The sequence below is a fragment of the Streptomyces sp. NPDC041191 genome, from assembly GCF_055591945.1.
The window spans coordinates 49,480-67,474 of record NZ_JBVIZC010000015.1 but is presented as its reverse complement, the minus strand read 5'-3'; the positions used below and the strand labels follow the sequence as shown (position 1 = coordinate 67,474).

Here is a 17,995-nt window from a genome sequence, read left to right as displayed (position 1 = left end):
CCCGGACGCGCCGTGACGGGGCCCTCCCGGATCAGCCTGCGGGCTGCGCGGAGAACTCCGGCAGGTCCGCCGGGAGCAGCAGCCGCAGGTCCTCCAGGCCCGGCGCGGTCATCGTGCCGATGCGCCGGGCCTGTCGCGTCATCATCGACTCCAGGAGCCGGCGGGCGGTGCGGGCGTTGCCGAAGGACCGGTCCCGGGGGATGAGTTCCACGTAGTCGCGCAGCGCCTCCAGGGTCTCCTCCGCGCAGTCGTAACCGGAACCGGTGGCGTAGGTGTCCATGATGGTGACCAGCTCCTCCGAGGAGTAGTGCTCGAACTCCACGGTGCGGCTGAAGCGGGACGCGAGACCCGGGTTGGAGTCCAGGAAGCGCCGCATCTCGGCGGTGTAGCCCGCCGCGATGACCACGACCTCGTCGCGGTGGTCCTCCATCAGCTTCAGCAGGGTGTCCACCGCCTCCTGGCCGAAGTCGGAGCCCGACCCCTCCGGGGTGAGGGTGTACGCCTCGTCGATGAACAGCACGCCGCCGAGGGCCCGTTCGAAGACCTCCTTGGTGAGCTGCGCGGTGTGTCCCACGTACCGGCCCACCAGATCCGCGCGGGCCACCTCCACGAGCCGCCCGGTCCGCAGGACCCCGAGGGAGTGCAGCAGGTCGGCGTAGAGGCGGGCGACGGTCGTCTTGCCGGTGCCGGGCGGGCCGGAGAAGATCAGGTGGTGGCTGATCTTCGGGGTGGGCAGGCCCGCGTCCCGCCGCCGCCGGGTGGCCTCCAGCAGGTTGGTGAGGTCCGTGACCTCGCGCTTGACGGCGGTCAGGCCCACCATGGCGTCGAGTTCGGAGAGCAGGTCCTGGGAGCTGCGGACCCCGTCCGCACCGTCGGCCGTCTCCGCGGCGGCGATGTCGGCGGGCAGCAGCAGGGACAGGTCCGCCTCCGCCGGGTCGGGCATCGAACCCAGCCGGAACGCCTGCCGGTCCACCATCTCCTCGAAGACGCGGCGGGCCGCGCGGCCGTTGCCGAACGTGGCGTCGCGCGGCATCCGCTCGTAGTGCCGGGCGAGGGCGTCCAGGGTGCTCGGGTCCAGCTCGTAGCGGTGGGCCTCGCACATGGACCGGGTGATGGTGACCAGTTCCTCCACCGAGTAGTTGGCGAACTCGATGGTGCGGGTGAAGCGGGAGGCCAGACCCGGGTTGGAGCCGAGGAAGTCGTCCATCTGGTCGGTGTAGCCGGCGGCGATGACCACCACGTCGTCGCGGTGGTCCTCCATCAGCTTCAGCAGGGTGTCGATGGCCTCCCGGCCGAAGTCGGCCCCCGACCCCTTGCCGTCCGACAGCAGGGTGTACGCCTCGTCGATGAACAGCACGCCGCCGAGGGCCTCGTGGAACGCCTCCGTGGTCTTGATGGCCGTACCACCGATGATCTGGGCGACCAGCTCCGCGCGGGACACCTCGACCAGGTGGCCGGAGCGCAGGACCCCGAGGTCGGCGAGGATGCCGCCGTAGAGGCGGGCGACGGTGGTCTTGCCGGTGCCGGGCGGGCCGGAGAACACCAGGTGGCGGCTCATCGGGGGAGCGGGCATGCCGAGGCTGACGCGCCGCTGCGCCAGTTGGTTGAGGTTGACCAGGGTACGGACCTGGTGCTTGACGTCGGCCAGTCCGACCAGCGACTCCAGCTCCTCCAGCGGGCCCTCGGGCTTCTTCGCCCCGCCGCCCGGGGCACCGGCCTCCGCGCCGCCGGGGCCGGCCTCCTCGCCCCAGGCGTCGGGGGCCGCGTTGCCGTCGCTCTCCAGGGCCTCCACCGTGAGGCGGTCGCTGCCCCGGGACTGCTTGAGGCCCGCCCCGCGGTTGTCGCGCACGGTGCACCGGACGAGGGAGACCTTCTCGGCGCTGTCCACCCGGATGCCGTCGCCGGTGCTGCCGGTGACGTGGCACTCCTCCAGGGCGGCCCGGCCGCCCTCGGAGACGAGGACGCCGTGGGCGCCCGCCCCGGCCACGTGGAGGCGGTGCCCGGTGACGTCCCCGCCGCTCTCCACGTGCAGGCCGGCGGTGCCGCCGGAAAGGACCTCGCAGTCGCGGAGGGCGCCGCGGCCCCCGGCGCCGACGGACACCCCGGCCAGCGCCGTCCGGCGCACCGCGGTGTCGCGGACGTCCGGCGCGCCGCCGTCGGCGACGCGGATGCCCGCGCCCCCGGCGTCCTCGACGGCGGACGCCTCCAGCCGTCCGCGGCCGTCCTCGGTCACCTCCAGGCCGTGGCCCCGGGAGCCGGTGATCCGCACCCGGCTCAACAGCGGGTTCGCCCGGGTGCGGACGGAGACGCCGACACCGGCGGCGTCGATCACCTCCAGCCCGTCGAACTCCGCGGAGGAGCCCTCCGTCAGCAGGACGGCGGCCGTCTTGTCGGCGCAGTCGCGCACGGTGGTGCCGGTCAGCAGCGGCGCGCTGTTGCCGAGCACCCGGACGGCGGGATCGGCGGCGGAGTCGAAGCCGCAGTCCCGGAAGGTGCCCCGGGAACGCTCGGTGACGGTGAGTCCGTTGCCCTTGGTCCGGGAGGTGACGCACCGCAGCACCTCCGGGTCGGCCCCGGCGGAGAGGACGATGCCGGGGCCCGAGGTGTCGGTGACGGTGACCTCTTCGAGGGTGGGGCGCGAACCGCTGGTCACGTACACGCCGACCGTGGTGTCGTGCACCCGGGCGCGCAGCACGTGGGTCGAGCAGGTGCCCTCCAGCGCGATGGCGGGCTTGCCCGTGGCGCTGATGTCGCAGTCCTCCACCCGGCCCTGCGCCTCGCCGTTGGCGAGGATGCCGTTGCCCTCGGCGTCACGCACCCGGCAGCCGCGCACGACGGTGCGGGCCCGCTCCCCGAGGACGACGGCGGAGGTCCCCAGGTGTTCGAACACGGAGTCGGCGATGACGCTGCCGGTGGGCGCGGTGTCCACCACGCCGGCGCCCGCGGGGTTGGAGACGCGGCAGTCGCGGATGGCCAGCGAGCCGTTCTCCCGCGCGAGCACGGCCGTCCAGCCCGAGCCCACGACCGTACAGCCGTCCATGGCCACCTGGCCCCGGGGCGCGTCCACCACCGGGAGGTCCTCGCTGCCGCCGCGCAGCGTCAGGTCGGTGAGCATCACGGCGTCCGCGACGAGCACCACGGCGGTCCCGCGCGGCGGGCAGATCTCGACGTCGCCGCGTTCGCCCTCCCCGGCGATGGTGATGCGCGTGCGCACGGTCAGGTTCTCGCGGTAACGGCCGGGCCGGACGCGTATCACCGCTCCCGCGCGCGCCTTCTCCAGGGCCTCGCCGATCGTCCGGAAGCCCTCCGGCTGGTCCGGACCGACCGTGAGCAACTGCCGTGACACGCTGGAACCTCCTGGTTGTGACGCCGCTGCTGCCGGAGCCTCCGGCGGCCCCGGGCCCTGGGCCACCGGGGAAGGAACAGACACGCCGAGAAGGCTACGTGAAGCGCGGCACCGGCAGCCAGGTTCCCCGGACACCGGTACGGCGGGGGGCGGGTGGGCGGACGGCCCGCTCCGGAGGGCGGTCCGCATCCGGGGAACGGTACGGTGTGCCGCCCCCCTGCACGCGGGCACGTGGCAACGGGCGGGTCGGCCGGGCGGGTTACCGGGCGGTCTCGCCCTGAGCGTATCGTGCGCGCCATGCGACGCGTTCGTTCCTCCTCCCGTCCGGTACGGCACGCGGTGGCCGCGACCCTGCTGGCGGTGGTGCCGCTGGCCGCCCCCGTGCCGGCCGTCGCGGCGGACTCCGTCGAACTGCCCGTCGTCCCGGCCGTGCTCGCCCCGGGCGAACCGTGCACGGGCGCCTCGGAGGAGACCGCGCGCGAGGCGCCCTGGACCCGGCAGGCCCTCGGACTCAAGCGGGCCTGGTCGCTCGCGGACGGCGGCGGGGTGACGGTCGGCGTGGTGGACACCGGGGTCGGGACCGCCGTCCCCGCCCTCGCCGGCCGGGTCACGGCCGTCGGCGACGCGGGCAAGGACTGTGTGGGGCACGGCAGTTTCGCCGCCGGCCTGATCGCCGCCGCCCCCGGCGACGGGGTGGGGGTGGCCGGGGTCGCGCCCGCCGCGCGCGTCCTGGCGGTGCGCGGCACCGACGAACGGGGCGCGGTCACGCCGGACCTGCTCGCGCGCGGCATCCGGACGGCGGTCGACGGCGGCGCGAAGGTGGTCTACGTGGGGCGCGTGGTGCCCGACGGCAGGGAGGTGCTGACGGCGGCGGTGACGTACGCGCGGCAGCACGACGCCCTGGTCGTCGCGCCGTTCGCGCCGGACGCGCTGCCGCGCGACCGCGCCACGGGCGGAACGGTCCCGCCGGCGCCCTGGTACTGGCCGGCGGCCGCGCCCGGAGTGCTGACGGTCATGGACTACGGCCCCGACGGCACGCGCCCGAAGAACGCCCCCCGGACGGCGGGCGCGGACCTGGCGGCGCCGGGGGACGCGGTGGTCAGCGTCGGCCCCGGCGGCGCGGGGCACTTCATCGGCTCCGGCTCGTCCTTCGCGGCGGCGCACGTGGCCGGGGCGGCGGCGCTGGTCCGCTCGCGCCACCCGGACATGACCGCCGCCCAGGTGTCCCGCCAGCTCGTCACGGCGGCGTACCCCGCGCTGCCGCCGCGCCTGGACACGTACGCCGCGCTGACCGCGGTCCTCACCGACGGGCGGGGCGCCCTGCCCGGGGCGCCGCCCGTGAGGATTCCGCCGCGGGCGCCGTCGCAACCGCGCGAACGCGCCCTGCTGGTCGCGGGAGCGGGCGGAGCGCTGGTGCTGCTGGTGGCGGGGGCCGCGGTGGTGATCCCGCGCGGCCGGGCCCGGGGCTGGCGTCCGGCGGGCCGGGAGGACGAACCCGGCCCCACCGCGTGACGACCCGGACATCGCCGTGCGACGAACCGGGCATCGCCGTGCGACGGTCGGGGCCCCACCGCGTGACGGTCGGGGCCCCACCGCGTGACGGCCGGGGCATCGCCGTGCGACGGCCGGGACGCCACCGCGTGACGGCCGGGGCACCCTCCCCGGTACGGTCCGCGGAGATCTGCGGAGAACGGAGCCGCCCCCGGCACGCGTGCGCCGGGGGCGGCTCCGTTCGCGGGACGCGTCCGCCCCGCCCGTCTCACTCCTCCGGCTCGTCCACCATCGCCGTCTGCATCGTCGTCGTCTTGCGGCGCGCGATCCGGACGGCCCGTCCCGGATTCATCACCCGGCCCTTGACGTTGCCCAGCAGGTAGCCCTCCGAAGGCGGGCAGGACAGCAGCAGGGCGGGGGTGTTGACCTCCAGCATCCGGCGCAGGAGCATCTCGTTGAGACCGCGCCCGGCGCCCGAGGCGCCGCGCGTGACGACGATGTGCAGACCCACCTCCCAGCCCAGGGCCAGGTGGTTCAGCAGGGGCTCGAAGGGCGCGTTGCCGATGCCGGCACCCAGCATGTCGTAGTCGTCGACCAGGATGAACAGCCGGGGCCCCGACCACCAGTCGGCCCGCTTCATCCGGCCCGGCGCGATGTCCGGGCCCGGCACGCGGGTCCGCACCGCGCGGGCGACGCCGTCGACCAGGTCCTTCAGGGCGTCCGCCGACACCGCGTGGCCCAGCCGGTACTCCTCCGGCACCGCCTCGACCAGGTCGCGGCGGTAGTCCACGAGCATGATGCGCGCCTCGGCGGGGGTGTACCGGTCCGTGATGGACCTGGCCACCAGCCGCAGCAGGTTGGTCTTGCCGCTCTCCGTGTCGCCCACGACCACCATGTGCGGGCTCTCGCTGAAGTCGTGCCAGACGACCGAGAGGCGCTCCTGCTCCAGGCCGAGCGGCACCCTGAAGTCGCCCCCGGCGGGCGGCAGTCTCCGCGCGGGGAGCTTCGCCGGCAGCATCCGCACCTTCGGCGCGGGCGGGCCGGTCCAGCTCTCGCCGACGGCGGCCACCAGGCCGGCGATCCCCTCGGAGAGGTCGTCGGCGGACTCCGTGCCGTCGATGCGGGGGAGCGCGGTGAGGTAGTGCAGCTTGCCCTCGCGGGTGAGGCCCCGGCCGGGGACGCGGGGCACGGTGGCGGAGCGGCGGGTGTCGATCTCGGAGTCCATCGGGTCGCCCATCCGCAGCTCCACGTGGGTGCCCGCCTGGTCGCGGATGGCCGCGGTGAGCTCCACCCAGCGGGCGGTGGTCACGATGAGGTGGATGCCGTAGTTCAGACCGCGGGCGGCGATGGCGGAGAACGTCTGGATGTTGCGGTCGAAGTCCTGGCGGACCGTGGACCAGCCGTCGATGACGAGGAACACGTCGCCGTGCGGCTGGTCCGCGAACTCGCCCGCGGCCCGGCGGCGGCGGTAGGTCGCCATGGAGTCGATGCCGTGGTCGAGGAAGAACCGTTCCCGGTCCGCCAGCAACGTGGTGACCTCGGAGATCACTCGGCTCACCCGCTCGGTGTCCAGCCGCGCCGCGACCCCCGCCACGTGCGGCAGGCCGGCCAGCGACGCCAGGGTGCCGCCGCCGAAGTCCAGGCAGTAGAACTGCACCTCGCGCGGGGTGTGGGTGAGGGCGAGGGCGGCGATGATCGTCCGCACCATGGTGCTCTTGCCGCTCTGCGGGCCGCCCGCGACGGCCACGTGGCCGCCGACGCCCGACAGGTCGACGGTCAGCAGGTCGCGCAACTGCTCGAAGGGCTTGTCCACGATCCCGATCGGCACGGTCAGCCTGCCGCGCAGCGGCCAGCCGACCGTGGTGAGCCCCAGCTCCGGGTCGGGCGTCAGCGGCGGCAGCACCTGGTCGAGCGTGACCGGCAGGTCCAGCGGCGGCAGCCACACCTGGTGGGCGGGCGGACCGGCGCCGACCATCCGCCGCACGGCGACGGACAGCAGGGTGTCGGTCGTCTCCTCCTCCGGCTCCGGATCGGGTTCGGGCAGGTCGGGGAGGTTCCGGGGCACCACGTACCCCGCCGTCCACGGCACCGTCTGGTTCGCCACCCGGGCCTGGTTCGCCCGGCTGCGCCGTTGCCGGTACGGCCCGGAGACGTACGCGGCGCGGAACCGGGTCAGCGCCTCCACGCCGGACTTCAGGAAGCCGCTGCCGGGCTGCGGCGGCAGCTGGTAGGCGTCCGGCACCCCCAGTACGCCCCGGCTCTCCATGGCGGAGAAGGTGCGCAGGCCGATGCGGTACGACAGGTGGCTCTCCAGCTGGTGCATCCGCCCTTCGTCGAGCCGCTGCGAAGCCAGGAGCAGATGAACGCCGAGGCTGCGCCCGAGACGCCCGATCATCACGAAGAGCTCCATGAACTCCCGGTGCGAGGAGAGCAGTTCGCTGAACTCGTCGACGACCACGAACAGGCTGGGCAGCGGCTCCAGCGGCGTGCCCGCGGCCCGCGCCTTCTCGTAGTCCAGCGCCGAGGTGTAGTTGCCCGCCGCGCGCAGCAGCTCCTGGCGCCGGATCAGCTCGCCGTGCAGGGCGTCCTGCATGCGGCCCACCAGCGCGGCCTCCCCGGCGAGGTTGGTGATCACCGCGGAGACGTGGGGGAGTTCGTCCAGGCCCAGGAAGGTGGCGCCGCCCTTGAAGTCCACCAGGACGAAGTTGAGCGTCTCCGAGGAGTTCGACAGCGCCAGCGACAGCACCAGGGTGCGCAGCAGTTCGCTCTTGCCGGAGCCGGTGGCGCCGATGAGCATGCCGTGCGGACCGGTGCCACCCTGCGCCGACTCCTTGATGTCCAGCTCCACCGCCGCGCCGTCGGGACCGACCGCGATCGGCACCTTGAGCCGGTTGGACCCGGTGCTCCGCTTCCACAGGGACTGCGGATCGTGCTGGTACAGGTCGGTGATCCCCAGCAGCTTGGTCAGCTCCACGTCGGAGGAGAGCGGCTCGGCGGAGTCGCCGCCGCCCCTGCCCATCCGGTACGGGGCCAGCTCCTTGGCCAGGGTCGTGGCGCCGACCGGTCCCAGGCCGTCCGGGCGGCCCAGCCGCGTGGTCTGCTCCTTGCGCTCGCGGTCGGTGCGGACCAGCCCGAAGGAGTCCCGGTTCACGTCGAACCGGAGCGTGACCCGTCCCGGCCGCCAGTTCAGCGCGCCGGTGAGGTCCAGGACGACGGCGTTGCGGAAGCCCGCCCCGTCCACCCGGTGGTGCGCGGGCACGGAGCCGCCGTCGAGGACGATGACGGTGAACGGCTCGTCACGGCTGGGCGGCGCCTCGGGGTCGAACGGGGGCCGTTCGAGGAACTCGGCGCCGAGCAGGTCCTCCAGCTCGTTGAGGTTGGAGACGAGCATCCGGGCCGGACCGGCACCGTCGCTCTCCTGCGGGTGGAGGCTGTGGGGAAGCCACTTCACCCACTCCCAGTCCGCCCGCCGCTCGTCGGACACGCACAGCGCCACCCACACGTCGTCCGGCGCGTGGAACGTGGTCAGTTGCGCGACGATCGCGCGGGCCAGGGACCGTATCCGTTCCTCGTCCCCCCGGAACAGCACCCGCGCCCAGGCCCGCAGGTAGATGGCGATGGGCTGCTCGGGCACGGTGGAGTACGCCCGGATGAAGCTGCGCAGGGCGTGGGCCGACAGCGGCTCCAGGTCCTCGACCGGGGTGGTGGACGTCGGCGTGAGCCGCAGCCCCAGCTTCTGCTCCCCGACGGCGACCCGGACCTCGCCGAAGTCCTCGTCCTGCGGCCGGCGCTCCCACAGCCGGGTGGTGCCCGCCAGCTGCCACAGGGACGAGGGCGGGGGATGCCGCCACGCCAGCGCCTTCTGCTGGTCGGCCACGGCGGTGCGGACCTTGCGCCGGATCTGGGACAGATAGCGCAGGTAGTCGCGGCGCTCCCCCTTCAGGCGCTGTTTGCGCTCGCTCGCCCTGCGCACCATCTGCCCCAGCATCATGGCCGCCGAGGACAGCACCATCAACCCCATGGCCAGATACATGAAGTGGCTGCCGCCACCGCCCATGCCCGGTCTCATGAACATGAGCATCATGGACACCGACATCAGCGCCATGGGCAGATAGGTCCACACCGCGGAACTGTCCGGCACCACTTCGGGCAATGTCGGCGGCTCCTGCAACTTCATTTCGCCGTCCGGCATTTCGGGACCGCGTCGGCGCGCCGGACGGCGGAACAGGACCACACTCAACGAAAGGTCTCCTCAGGGGCGTGACGGTGTCGGCGGGCGGAACACTCCCGGTCGGGGAGGAAACGGAGGATTCGGCACGACCGCACCGCCGCCCGGGTGGCGAACTCCGCCCACCCGGTATACCAGTTGTCGATTGCGGCCAGTAATGTGCACCCGCCCGGTGACGTATTCGCCACACCCATACGATGGTGTCCCGCCCGTGCCGTCCGTCCCCGCACCGCCGTGCCCCACGGAAATCCGGGACCCCCACTCGCAGACCCGCGGAAGAAGCGTGAGCCAGCCCGATGACCGACAACCAGGTGGCAGGTCTGTGCCGTCTGACCGTACGCGCGCCGACCAGGTCCATCGACCTCGCGGTCCCCTCCGACGTCCCGGTGGCCGACCTCCTGCCCGCCGTCCTCCGCTACGGCGGTGACGACCTCGCGGAGACCGGCGTCGACCACGGCGGCTGGGTGCTGCAACGCCTCGGCGGCGAACCGATGGACGAGGAGCGCGCCCTCGACTCCTACGACGTGCGCGACGGCGAGACCCTCTACCTCCGGCCGCGCGTCGACGCCCTGCCCGAGGTCCACCTCGACGACCTGGTGGACGGCATATCCACCACCATGCGGGGCCGTCCGTACGGCTGGACCCCGTCGGCCAGCGCCCAGTTGCTGCGCGGCTTCGCCGTCACCACCCTGCTGGCCGGGGCGGTCGTCCTCGCGCTTCCCGGCGGCTCTCCGATGCCGCGCGCCCTGGCCGCCGCCGTGGCCGGGCTGCTCCTGATCGCCGGTGCCGGTTCGGCCGGCCGCGCGGTCGGCGACGCCGCCACCGGCGCGGCCCTCGGCTTCATGGCGGGCCCCTACCTCGCCCTCGCGGGCTGGCTCCTGCCCGGCGGCGACCTGGGCGGCCCGCACGGCCACGAGGTGCTGGGCGCCCGGCTGCTGGCCGCCTGCGCCGCGGGCGCGGGCGGCGCCGTCGTGGCCCTGGCCGCCGTCGCCTCCTTCGCGGCGCTCTTCCTCGGCCTCGCCGTCGTCATGGCCTTCGGCAGCCTCGTCGGCGCCCTGATGCTCGTCACCGACCTCGGGCCGTCCGAGGTCGCCGGCGTCGTCGCCCTGGCGGCCGTCCTCCTCGGCGCGTTCGTCCCCACGCTCGCCTTCCGGATGTCCGGACTGCGGATGCCCCCGCTGCCGACCAACGCCGAACAGCTCCAGGAGGGCATCGAGCCCCACCAGAACTCGGTGGTCGCCGCCCGCGCGGTGCTCGCCGACAACTGGATGAGCTCCCTGTACGGGGCCGTGGGCACGGTGTGCACCGTGTGCCTGGCCGCCCTCGCCCACGACGGCGGCCTCGCCGAGGTCGTCATGGCGGTCGTGCTCTCGCTGCTGCTGCTGTTGCACGGGCGGGGCCTGGGGAACGTCTGGCAGCGGCTGTCCCTCTTCCTCCCCGGGGCCGGAGGACTGCTGCTGCTCGTGCTGTTCGGCGCGGTGTCCCGCACCCCGGACGGCCGGCTGCTGCTCGCCGCGGGCCTCCTGGCCGGTACGGCCGGTCTCGCCATCGCCTCGTGGACGGTGCCCGGCCGGCGCCTCGTCCCGTACTGGGGCCGGGCGGCGGAGATCCTGCACACCACGGCCGCGATCGCCCTGCTGCCGCTGGCCTTGTGGGTGCTCGGCGTGTACGGCGCCCTGCACGGCCTGAACGGCTGACGGCCCGAACCGGAGGAACGCACAGTGCAGTCCAAGCGCGACCAGGTCCAGGCGCACATGTTCGTCATGGGACGCCTCACCTCGGGCATGCTGCGGGCCGATCCCGACGCCCCCGAGAGCCCCCAGGGAAGGACCAACCGCGGCATCGCCGTCAGCGTCGTCATCACCGTCCTGATCTGCGCCGGCGCCTTCGTCCTCGGGCTGCTCAAACCGGGCACGAAGGACTCGTGGCGGGCGGAGGGCACCCTGGTGGTCAACAAGGACACCGGAGGCCGCTACCTCTACCTCGACGGACTGCTGAGGCCGGTGCGCAACCACACCTCGGCCAGGCTGCTCCTCGGGCCGGAGATGAAGACCGTCGCGGTCGGGAGCGGTTCGCTCGCCGGCACCGCCCACGGCGCGCCCGTGGGGATCGCCGGGGCCCCCGACGACCTGCCGCCGGGCGGCTCCCTCACCACCGGCCCGTGGCAGGTGTGCTCGACCGGCGCCGGCGACGGGACGACGGCCACCGCGCTGGCCGTCGGCAAGGACCTGGGGGGCACGGGCCTCGGCGACTCCGAGGGGCTGCTGGTCACCGGGCCGGACCGGGGCCAGTACCTGGTGTGGCAGGGCGGCAAGCTCCGCCTGGACGTCGCGGGCGGCGCCCGCGAGGCCCTCGGCTACGGCTCCCGGCCGTCCCTGCCGGTCTCCGCGGCGTTCCTCAACTCGACCCCCTCGGGACCCGACCTGACCGCCCCGGACGTACCGGGCCGTGGCGCCCCGGGCCCGTCCCTGGGCAGTCGGGCCACCCGGATCGGCCAGGTCTTCCAGGTGTCCGCGCCGGGCGGCGACCTCCGCTACTACGTCCTGCGCGAGGAGGGGCTGACCCCCGTCAACGCCACCGTCGCCGCGCTGCTCCTCGGCGCCCCGCCGACCCGGCAGAAGGCGTACGCGGGCGGCGCGGTGAGCGCCGTCACGCTCGCCGCCGCCGAGGTGATCGGCCACCTGGCGCCCGGTGCCGAGGGGAGCGACACGCGCGAGGACCTGCCGGCGAGCCCGCCGAAGGCGGTCGAGCCGGGCGCGGGCCGGATCCCGTGCGTGGGCATACGGTCCGGCGCGGACGGCACCCGGGTGAGCGTCTCCCTGGTGGACGCGGACGGCATCGGCCGGGCCGCCCAGGCGACGACGGAGGGGCTCACCGCGGCCTGTGTGACCGTCAACCGGATCGTGGTGCCGCCGGGCGGCGGCGCCCTGGTGCACGCGCTCGGGGCGGACGGCAGGGACCTCGGCAGCACGGTGTACCTGGTGACGGACAACGGGGTGAAGTACCGGGTGCCGTCGGCCGACGCGCTGCGGGCGCTCGGCTACACCGCCGGGCAGGCGCAGCGGCTGCCGTCCTCGCTGCTGTCGATGGTGCCCACCGGACCCGACCTGACCCCCTCGGCCGCCCTGTCCGGCCGCGCGACGTCGACGGCCCCGCCGTGCGACGCGGACGGCGGGAGGACGTCCGGACGGTGAGGTCCGCAACGCGCCCCCGTCATCGGGGAATCGACATTTGAGGAACATCTGAGGAAGGGTTGCCGCACGTCAAGTGCCCTTATGGAAAAGGCGTTCCGGAGAGCGGCTGTATAACCGGACTTCTTCCTGGTAAGCGTTGCCCGTACCGCGACGATCCTCCTACGATCCTTGTCTGCACCACCCAACTGGATGGCGGGCTTCAGCATCCGGTTGCGCAAGCCGCGCCAGAGCCTCGAGCCTGGCGGCGAAAAACCACCGGAAAGGGGCAGCCCCATGGCGGGCATGCAGAGGGCAGAAGAACAGGCGACACGCAACGGCATCCAGGCGCTGGAAATGGCCTTCTCGGGTGTCCAGAGCCGTCGTCAGGACGTCGAGAACACCAAGCACGGCATGATGTCGGCGCTCCAGGGCAGCGACGGTGGTGCCTTCCAGAAGCTGCTGGATTCCTGGGACGAGCACGCCGAGATCATCTCCAAGAACCTCCAGGACATGATCAACACACTCAACGAGACGCTCAGCGCGCAGGGCATGACCCAGGGCTCGTCGAACGAGGCCATCAACCAGGCGTACTCCCAGTCGCAGACCGTCTTCGACAACCTCATGGGCAGCACCGGCGGCAAGTGACCGTCCGGGTCGGCCCGCGCCGGCCCCCGTACCGGAACGAACCGCTTCCACAGCCACAGCGAGACGAGGTCACCGATGCCCGACAACCTCACCGACGGTTACATCTACGTCAGTTACGCCCACGTGGACAACGCCGTCGACGACATGCGCCTGCAGACGCGTGAGATCGAGAAGATCATCACCAGCCTGAACGACGAGCTCCAGGCCCTGAAGAACTCCTGGGAGGGCGACGACCGCCAGGTCTACGACGAGAAGCAGGCGGCGTGGAACCAGGCGGTCGCCAACATGGGCAAGTGGCTCAACGACAACGCGTCCACGCTGAACCACGTGCGCGAGCTCTACACGCACAACGAGCGCCAGCAGACGCAGAGCTGGCAGGACGTCAGGATCGGCTGATCCGCGGCGTCGTACGGGCGGCCGTTCCACGGAGAGGGACGCGTGGGGCGGCCGCCCGTCGTGCCGGTCCGCGCCAGGACGGAGAGAGGGACGAGGAGCATGGCCGAGAACAAGCCCCCCACTCAGCTCAACAAGGAGTGGATCAAGAAGTTCAAGGACGAACAGATCGGGGGGTTCCGGAAGGCGCTCAAGGCGATCGCCGAGGACGGGGGGGACCCCGTCGTCCCCGCGATGAAGACCCTGATGGGCAAGGACAAGAACGTCCCCGGCCTTCCGCCCGGCACACCGCTGCCGCTCGCCATCGGCAATCTGGCGGAAGACGACCGGTACACCCACGGGAAGACGGTGAACGCCGAGGTGGTGAAGATGGTGAGCACGCTGGAGGCCATCCTCACCAGCCACGCGGAGCTCTTCAAGGACATCGACGCGGCCCTCGAGGAGACCATCGACTCCCTGTTCACGACCCAGGGCGTGAGCCTGGACGCCATCGACGGCCAGAAGCTCTACGACATCTTCGAGGACGAGGACGTGGAGGACGACCTGACCGACCCGCCGGGCGAGGGCGACGACGGGGGCGGGGACGACAAGGACTGACGCCCGTCCGGTTCCGTTCCGCCGGACGGGCCCCGGGCCCGTCCCGTCGGCCGTACCGCTCCACCCGCCCGACTCCGCCCCGCCCGCCGACCCACCCCCCTGTGATGGAGCCTCGTCATGGCTGAAGACAAGAACGACTACGGCGACTACTGGCACGAGGCCGTGAGGCTCTTCACCGGGTACGACGCGCCCATCAGGAGCACCCTCTTCGACGAGATCGTCGGCAACCACGGCATCAAGCAGATGAAGGTGGAGATCTCCAAGCAGGACAGCGTCGACTCCGTCACGGGCGAGGAGTACGACTGGATGGCCGAGAACGCCGGCTGGGACATCCAGAACACCGACTTCGTCATCCCCTTCTACACCCGGGGAGGCACCGAGGGGGTCACCTACTACAAGGCCCGTTTCACGCTGCTCGGCGCCAAGGTGGCGGACGGCAAGCCGGTGGGCGGCGAAGTCGTGGGCGCGGAGGGGAAGAGCAAGTACGGCAAGGAGCTGGAGGACGGCCACTTCAAGCCGAGCGACAACGGAACGGTCTGGAACACCTTCAAGCTCACCCAGTACTCCTACGGCACGGGGCACGCGCTGCGCGACCTGCTGGAGAAGGAGAACGGGACCCTCGGTTACAGCTGGGGCGGTTCGGACCCCCTCGACCTGGGCAAGGGCGTCCGCCTGAAGTCCTTCGACATGGTCGCGGACTCCTTCGACCGGGTGGCGAAGTTCTTCTGGGACGGCAAGAACACCATGGACGAGTGGCAGAACAGCGTGGGCAGTTCGCCCGACGACGCCTGGCTGGGGCAGGCCGCCGGCGTCTTCTGGGACCTCGTCCACGAACTCGGGCGACGGTACGACAACTACGCCGAGGACATGGAGTCCGTGGGCGGCGGCGTGTCCAAGCAGGGCCGGGAGATGCGGGAGGCCGGCCAGGCCCTCAGGACGCAGGCGCAGAACCTCTACAACAAGTGGGAGTACTGGAACGTCTACGAGGGCAACCCGCTGCGGTGGCTCGTCGACCTGTTGTCGGAGATCGCCAACAAGTCCTGGTACAACAACCTGACCCAGGTCGACGCCGAGTACGAGTACTACGGCGAGGCGGGCGGGATGTGGAACTACACGCCCCGGTCCGATTTCACCTCGCAGGCCACGGACGCGCACGGCAAGACGTACGGCGACATGTCCGAGCTGGACACCTGGAAGAAGGTCGGTGACGAGGCGGTCCGCCGCTGGGAGCAGTCCGTCAAGGACAAGCTGGTCGCTCCCGCGAAGGAAGCGCTCGACAACATGGCGACCGCGTGGGGTTCGTCCACCTTCAACCTCGGAAAGGTCAGCACCAAGCACGACAACAAGGGCCTCGCGGAGTCCCTCAAGGACGACCAGACCAAGAAGGCGAAGAAGGACGCCGACGACAAGGCCGCGAAGGACAAGGCGGACGCGGACGCGAAGTACGCGAAGGACAAGGCGGACGCCGAGGCCAAGGCCGCGAAGGACAAGGCGGACGCGGACGCGAAGTACGCGAAGGACAAGGCCGACGCGGAGGCCAAGGCCGACAAGGCGAAGGCGGACGCGGACGCGAAGTACGCGAAGGACAAGGCCGACGCGGAGGCCAAGGCCGACAAGGCGAAGGCCGAAGCCGACGCCAAGGAGAAGGAGATCGAGCGCAAGCAGGAGGAGAAGGAGAGGGTCCAGGAGCAGAAACAGGCCGAGATGGAGCGGAAGCAGGCCGAGAAGGAGAAGGCGCAGGAACAGAAGCAAGCGGAGATGGAGCGGAAGCAGGAGGAGAAGGAGAAGGAACAGGAGCGGAAGCAGGCCGAGCGCGAGGCCGAGCAGGACCGGATTCGTCAAGAGCAGGAAGCCAAGCAGGACCAGATCCGCGCCGAGCAGGAGAAGAAGCAGGAGGAGGCCCAGCGCAGGGCCGAGGAGAAGCAGGCCGAGGCGCAGGCGATCCAGATCCGGCAGGTCAACCAGCAGAAGGCGGAGCAGGACAAGCGGGAGCGGGAGCGGGAGGCCAAGCAGGAGGAGCAGGAGGCGAAGCAGGACCAGATTCGTAAGGAGCAGGAGGCCAAGCAGGACCAGGTCCGCGCCGAGCAGGAGCGGAAGCAGGAGGAACGGGAGGCGAAGCAGGACCAGCTCCGCAAGGAGCAGGAGGCCAAGCAGGACCAGATTCGCAAGGAGCAGGAGGCCAAGCAGGACCAGATTCGCAAGGAGCAGGAGGCCAGGCAGGAGGAGGCGCAGAAGAAGCAGGATCAGGTCCGCGCCGAGCAGGAACGGAAGCAGGAGGAGAAGGAGAAGGAGCAGGAGGCCAGACAGGAGAAGGCCGAGGCCAGGCAGGACCAGATCCGCAGGGAACAGGAGGCGAAGCAGGACCAGATTCGCAAGGAGCAGGAGGCCAAGCAGGGGGAGGCGCAGAAGAAGCAGGATCAGATCCGCGCCGAACAGGAACGGAAGCAGGAACAGGCGCAGGACAAGCAGGACCAGATCCGCAGGGAACAGGAGGCCAGGCAGGACCAGGTCCGCGCCGAGCAGGAGCGGAAGCAGGAGGAGTACCGGCACAAGCAGGAGCAGCTCAGCCGTTCGCTGAACGGCGGCGCCCCGGACCGGCCCGGCCACGACCTCGGCGGCCCGGGGGACCGGCTCGGCCACCACGGCATCACCGGACCGGTCAACGGCGACGACTCGCTGACCAACCCCGGCGGCAGCACGTCCCGCCTGGACACCCACGGCCGGGTGGTGACGGACTTCCCCGACGGCACCAGGACCGTCGTCGACCCGCACACGCAGACGTCCACCGTCATCAGGCCGGACGGCACCTCGTACTCCGGTCCGCTCAACGCGGGCGACGTCCTGCCCAACCCCGACGGCAGCACCACGCACCTCGACCCGCAGGGCCAGGTCGTCACCGACTACCCCGACGGCAGCTCCTCGCGGGTGGACCCCGACACCGGCGCCACCTCCCTCACCGGCCCGGACGGCACGACGACCACGGGGTATCTGAACGACCCCGGTACCACGCTTCCCGACTACGGCCCCGGCGGCCACCGGACGAACGACGGCGGGTTCCCCGGCTCCCCGCACGTCCCCAGCTACGACTTCGGCGGCTCCTCCTACGAGGAGGAGCTGTACGACGACGCGCCCTACCGCGAACCGTCCCTGGCCGGCGTCTCCTCCGGGGGAGCCGACGCCGAGGCGAGCCAGAACCGGGGGACCCCGCTCAACAGCGGTCCGATGCCCGGCATGGGTGGAGCCACCGGCGCGGGCGGGATGCCCATGGGGGGAATGCCGATGGGCGGCATGGGCGGGGGCGGCAAGGGCGGTGACGGCCCGTCCGAACGCGTCCGCAACGTCATCGAGGGCGACGTGGTGAGCAACCGCCGCCCCGGCGCCGCCGCGCAGGGCAGGAGCGCGTTCGGGGAGCGGCGGACCGCCACCAGCGGCGGCAGTCCCTTCCTGCCGCCGGCGGGCGGCGCCGGCGGGCCCGGACGGACGGAGACCGAGAGCGGCGACCGCGACCGCGAGGTCTGGGAGCCGGAGGACGACGACGTCTGGGGCACCGACGAGGGCGGTTCACCGGCGGTGATCGGCCGTTAGGCCCCGCTCGTGGAACGACGGCCCACCGTCCTCCCCCCCCGTGTACTACATAATGATCATCCACCGCTGACAGGAGTGCCCGGTGTCCGAGCCGCTGCAGGAACGCATCGCCCAGGCCAGGGCCGAACTGGAAGCCACCCGGGCCGCCGTCGCCCGCGTGCGGGCGGATCTCGGCCATGCCTCCACGACGGTCCGGTCGTCGGACCGCGTGGTGGAGGTCACCGTCGGCGCCCAGGGCGAGTTGACGGCCCTGAAGTTCCCCGACAACCGGCACCAGGCCATGACGGGGCCGCAGCTGGCCTCCTCGATCATGGAGGCGTTCCAGCAGGGGCGGGCCCGCATGGCACGTCAGGTGATGGACACCTTCGCGCCCTTCATGCAGCCCGGTCCCGAGGGGTCGGTCCGCCGCGGTCTCGACCTCGACTGGGAGCATGTGTTCGGATCGGCGCTGAACGACGGCGGCCGGAACACTCCGGGCCGGCCGGGTCGCGACCGGTTGCGCGACGAGATCGACGAGGACACCGACTGAGCGTGGAG

The 17,995-nt window shown here is 72.3% G+C and carries 9 protein-coding genes and 1 pseudogene; 8 read left to right on the top strand and 2 right to left on the bottom strand.

Annotation, left to right across the window (positions count from 1 at the left end):
* Positions 1-31: 31 nt before the first annotated feature.
* Positions 32-3,346: a right-handed parallel beta-helix repeat-containing protein gene (locus ACZ6AQ_RS26410; protein ID WP_468762957.1), complete on the bottom strand. Its 3,315-nt coding sequence runs from the start codon at positions 3,344-3,346 to the stop codon at positions 32-34.
* A 297-nt stretch (positions 3,347-3,643) separates the two neighbouring features.
* Between ACZ6AQ_RS26410 and ACZ6AQ_RS26405 the strand changes: the two genes are divergently transcribed.
* Positions 3,644-4,858, top strand: a complete 1,215-nt coding sequence (locus ACZ6AQ_RS26405) for a S8 family serine peptidase (protein ID WP_468762955.1) — start codon at positions 3,644-3,646, stop codon at positions 4,856-4,858.
* A 247-nt stretch (positions 4,859-5,105) separates the two neighbouring features.
* On the opposite strand, the gene eccCa is transcribed toward ACZ6AQ_RS26405, so the two are convergent.
* A complete protein-coding gene (gene eccCa / locus ACZ6AQ_RS26400; RefSeq protein WP_468763085.1) occupies positions 5,106-9,071 on the bottom strand; it encodes a type VII secretion protein EccCa in 3,966 nt (1,321 codons plus the stop codon).
* A gap of 290 nt (positions 9,072-9,361) precedes the next feature.
* Here eccCa and eccD point away from each other — a divergent pair, with 290 nt between their 5' ends.
* The 7 genes and pseudogenes from eccD (at position 9,362) to ACZ6AQ_RS26365 (ending at position 17,987) form a co-directional block, all read left to right on the top strand.
* Entirely contained in the window at positions 9,362-10,762 is a 1,401-nt protein-coding gene (eccD, locus tag ACZ6AQ_RS26395; protein ID WP_468762953.1) for a type VII secretion integral membrane protein EccD, read from the top strand.
* A 24-nt stretch (positions 10,763-10,786) separates the two neighbouring features.
* Entirely contained in the window at positions 10,787-12,259 is a 1,473-nt protein-coding gene (gene eccB / locus ACZ6AQ_RS26390; RefSeq protein ID WP_468762951.1) for a type VII secretion protein EccB, read from the top strand.
* A 273-nt stretch (positions 12,260-12,532) separates the two neighbouring features.
* A complete protein-coding gene (locus tag ACZ6AQ_RS26385) occupies positions 12,533-12,883 on the top strand; it encodes a hypothetical protein (RefSeq protein WP_388695876.1) in 351 nt (116 codons plus the stop codon).
* A 75-nt stretch (positions 12,884-12,958) separates the two neighbouring features.
* Positions 12,959-13,279, top strand: coding sequence for a WXG100 family type VII secretion target (locus tag ACZ6AQ_RS26380; RefSeq protein ID WP_388695653.1), 321 nt, complete (start codon positions 12,959-12,961; stop codon positions 13,277-13,279).
* Between the two features lie 99 nt (positions 13,280-13,378).
* On the top strand, positions 13,379-13,873 hold the full coding sequence (locus ACZ6AQ_RS26375) for a type VII secretion system-associated protein (RefSeq protein ID WP_388695655.1): 495 nt from the start codon (positions 13,379-13,381) through the stop codon (positions 13,871-13,873).
* A gap of 117 nt (positions 13,874-13,990) precedes the next feature.
* Positions 13,991-15,163, top strand: a pseudogene (locus ACZ6AQ_RS26370) (AAWKG family protein); the annotation flags it as partial.
* Between the two features lie 2,377 nt (positions 15,164-17,540).
* Complete coding sequence (locus tag ACZ6AQ_RS26365; RefSeq protein WP_388695661.1) at positions 17,541-17,987, top strand: YbaB/EbfC family nucleoid-associated protein; 447 nt, start codon at positions 17,541-17,543, stop codon at positions 17,985-17,987.
* The last annotated feature ends 8 nt before the right edge of the window (positions 17,988-17,995 follow it).

Coding starts and splice junctions, on each gene's coding strand:
- ACZ6AQ_RS26405 (WP_468762955.1), top strand. CDS start 3,644: ATGCGACGCGTTCGTTCCTCCTCCCGTCCGGTACGGCACGCGGTGGCC.
- eccD (WP_468762953.1), top strand. CDS start 9,362: ATGACCGACAACCAGGTGGCAGGTCTGTGCCGTCTGACCGTACGCGCG.
- ACZ6AQ_RS26385 (WP_388695876.1), top strand. CDS start 12,533: ATGGCGGGCATGCAGAGGGCAGAAGAACAGGCGACACGCAACGGCATC.
- ACZ6AQ_RS26380 (WP_388695653.1), top strand. CDS start 12,959: ATGCCCGACAACCTCACCGACGGTTACATCTACGTCAGTTACGCCCAC.
- ACZ6AQ_RS26375 (WP_388695655.1), top strand. CDS start 13,379: ATGGCCGAGAACAAGCCCCCCACTCAGCTCAACAAGGAGTGGATCAAG.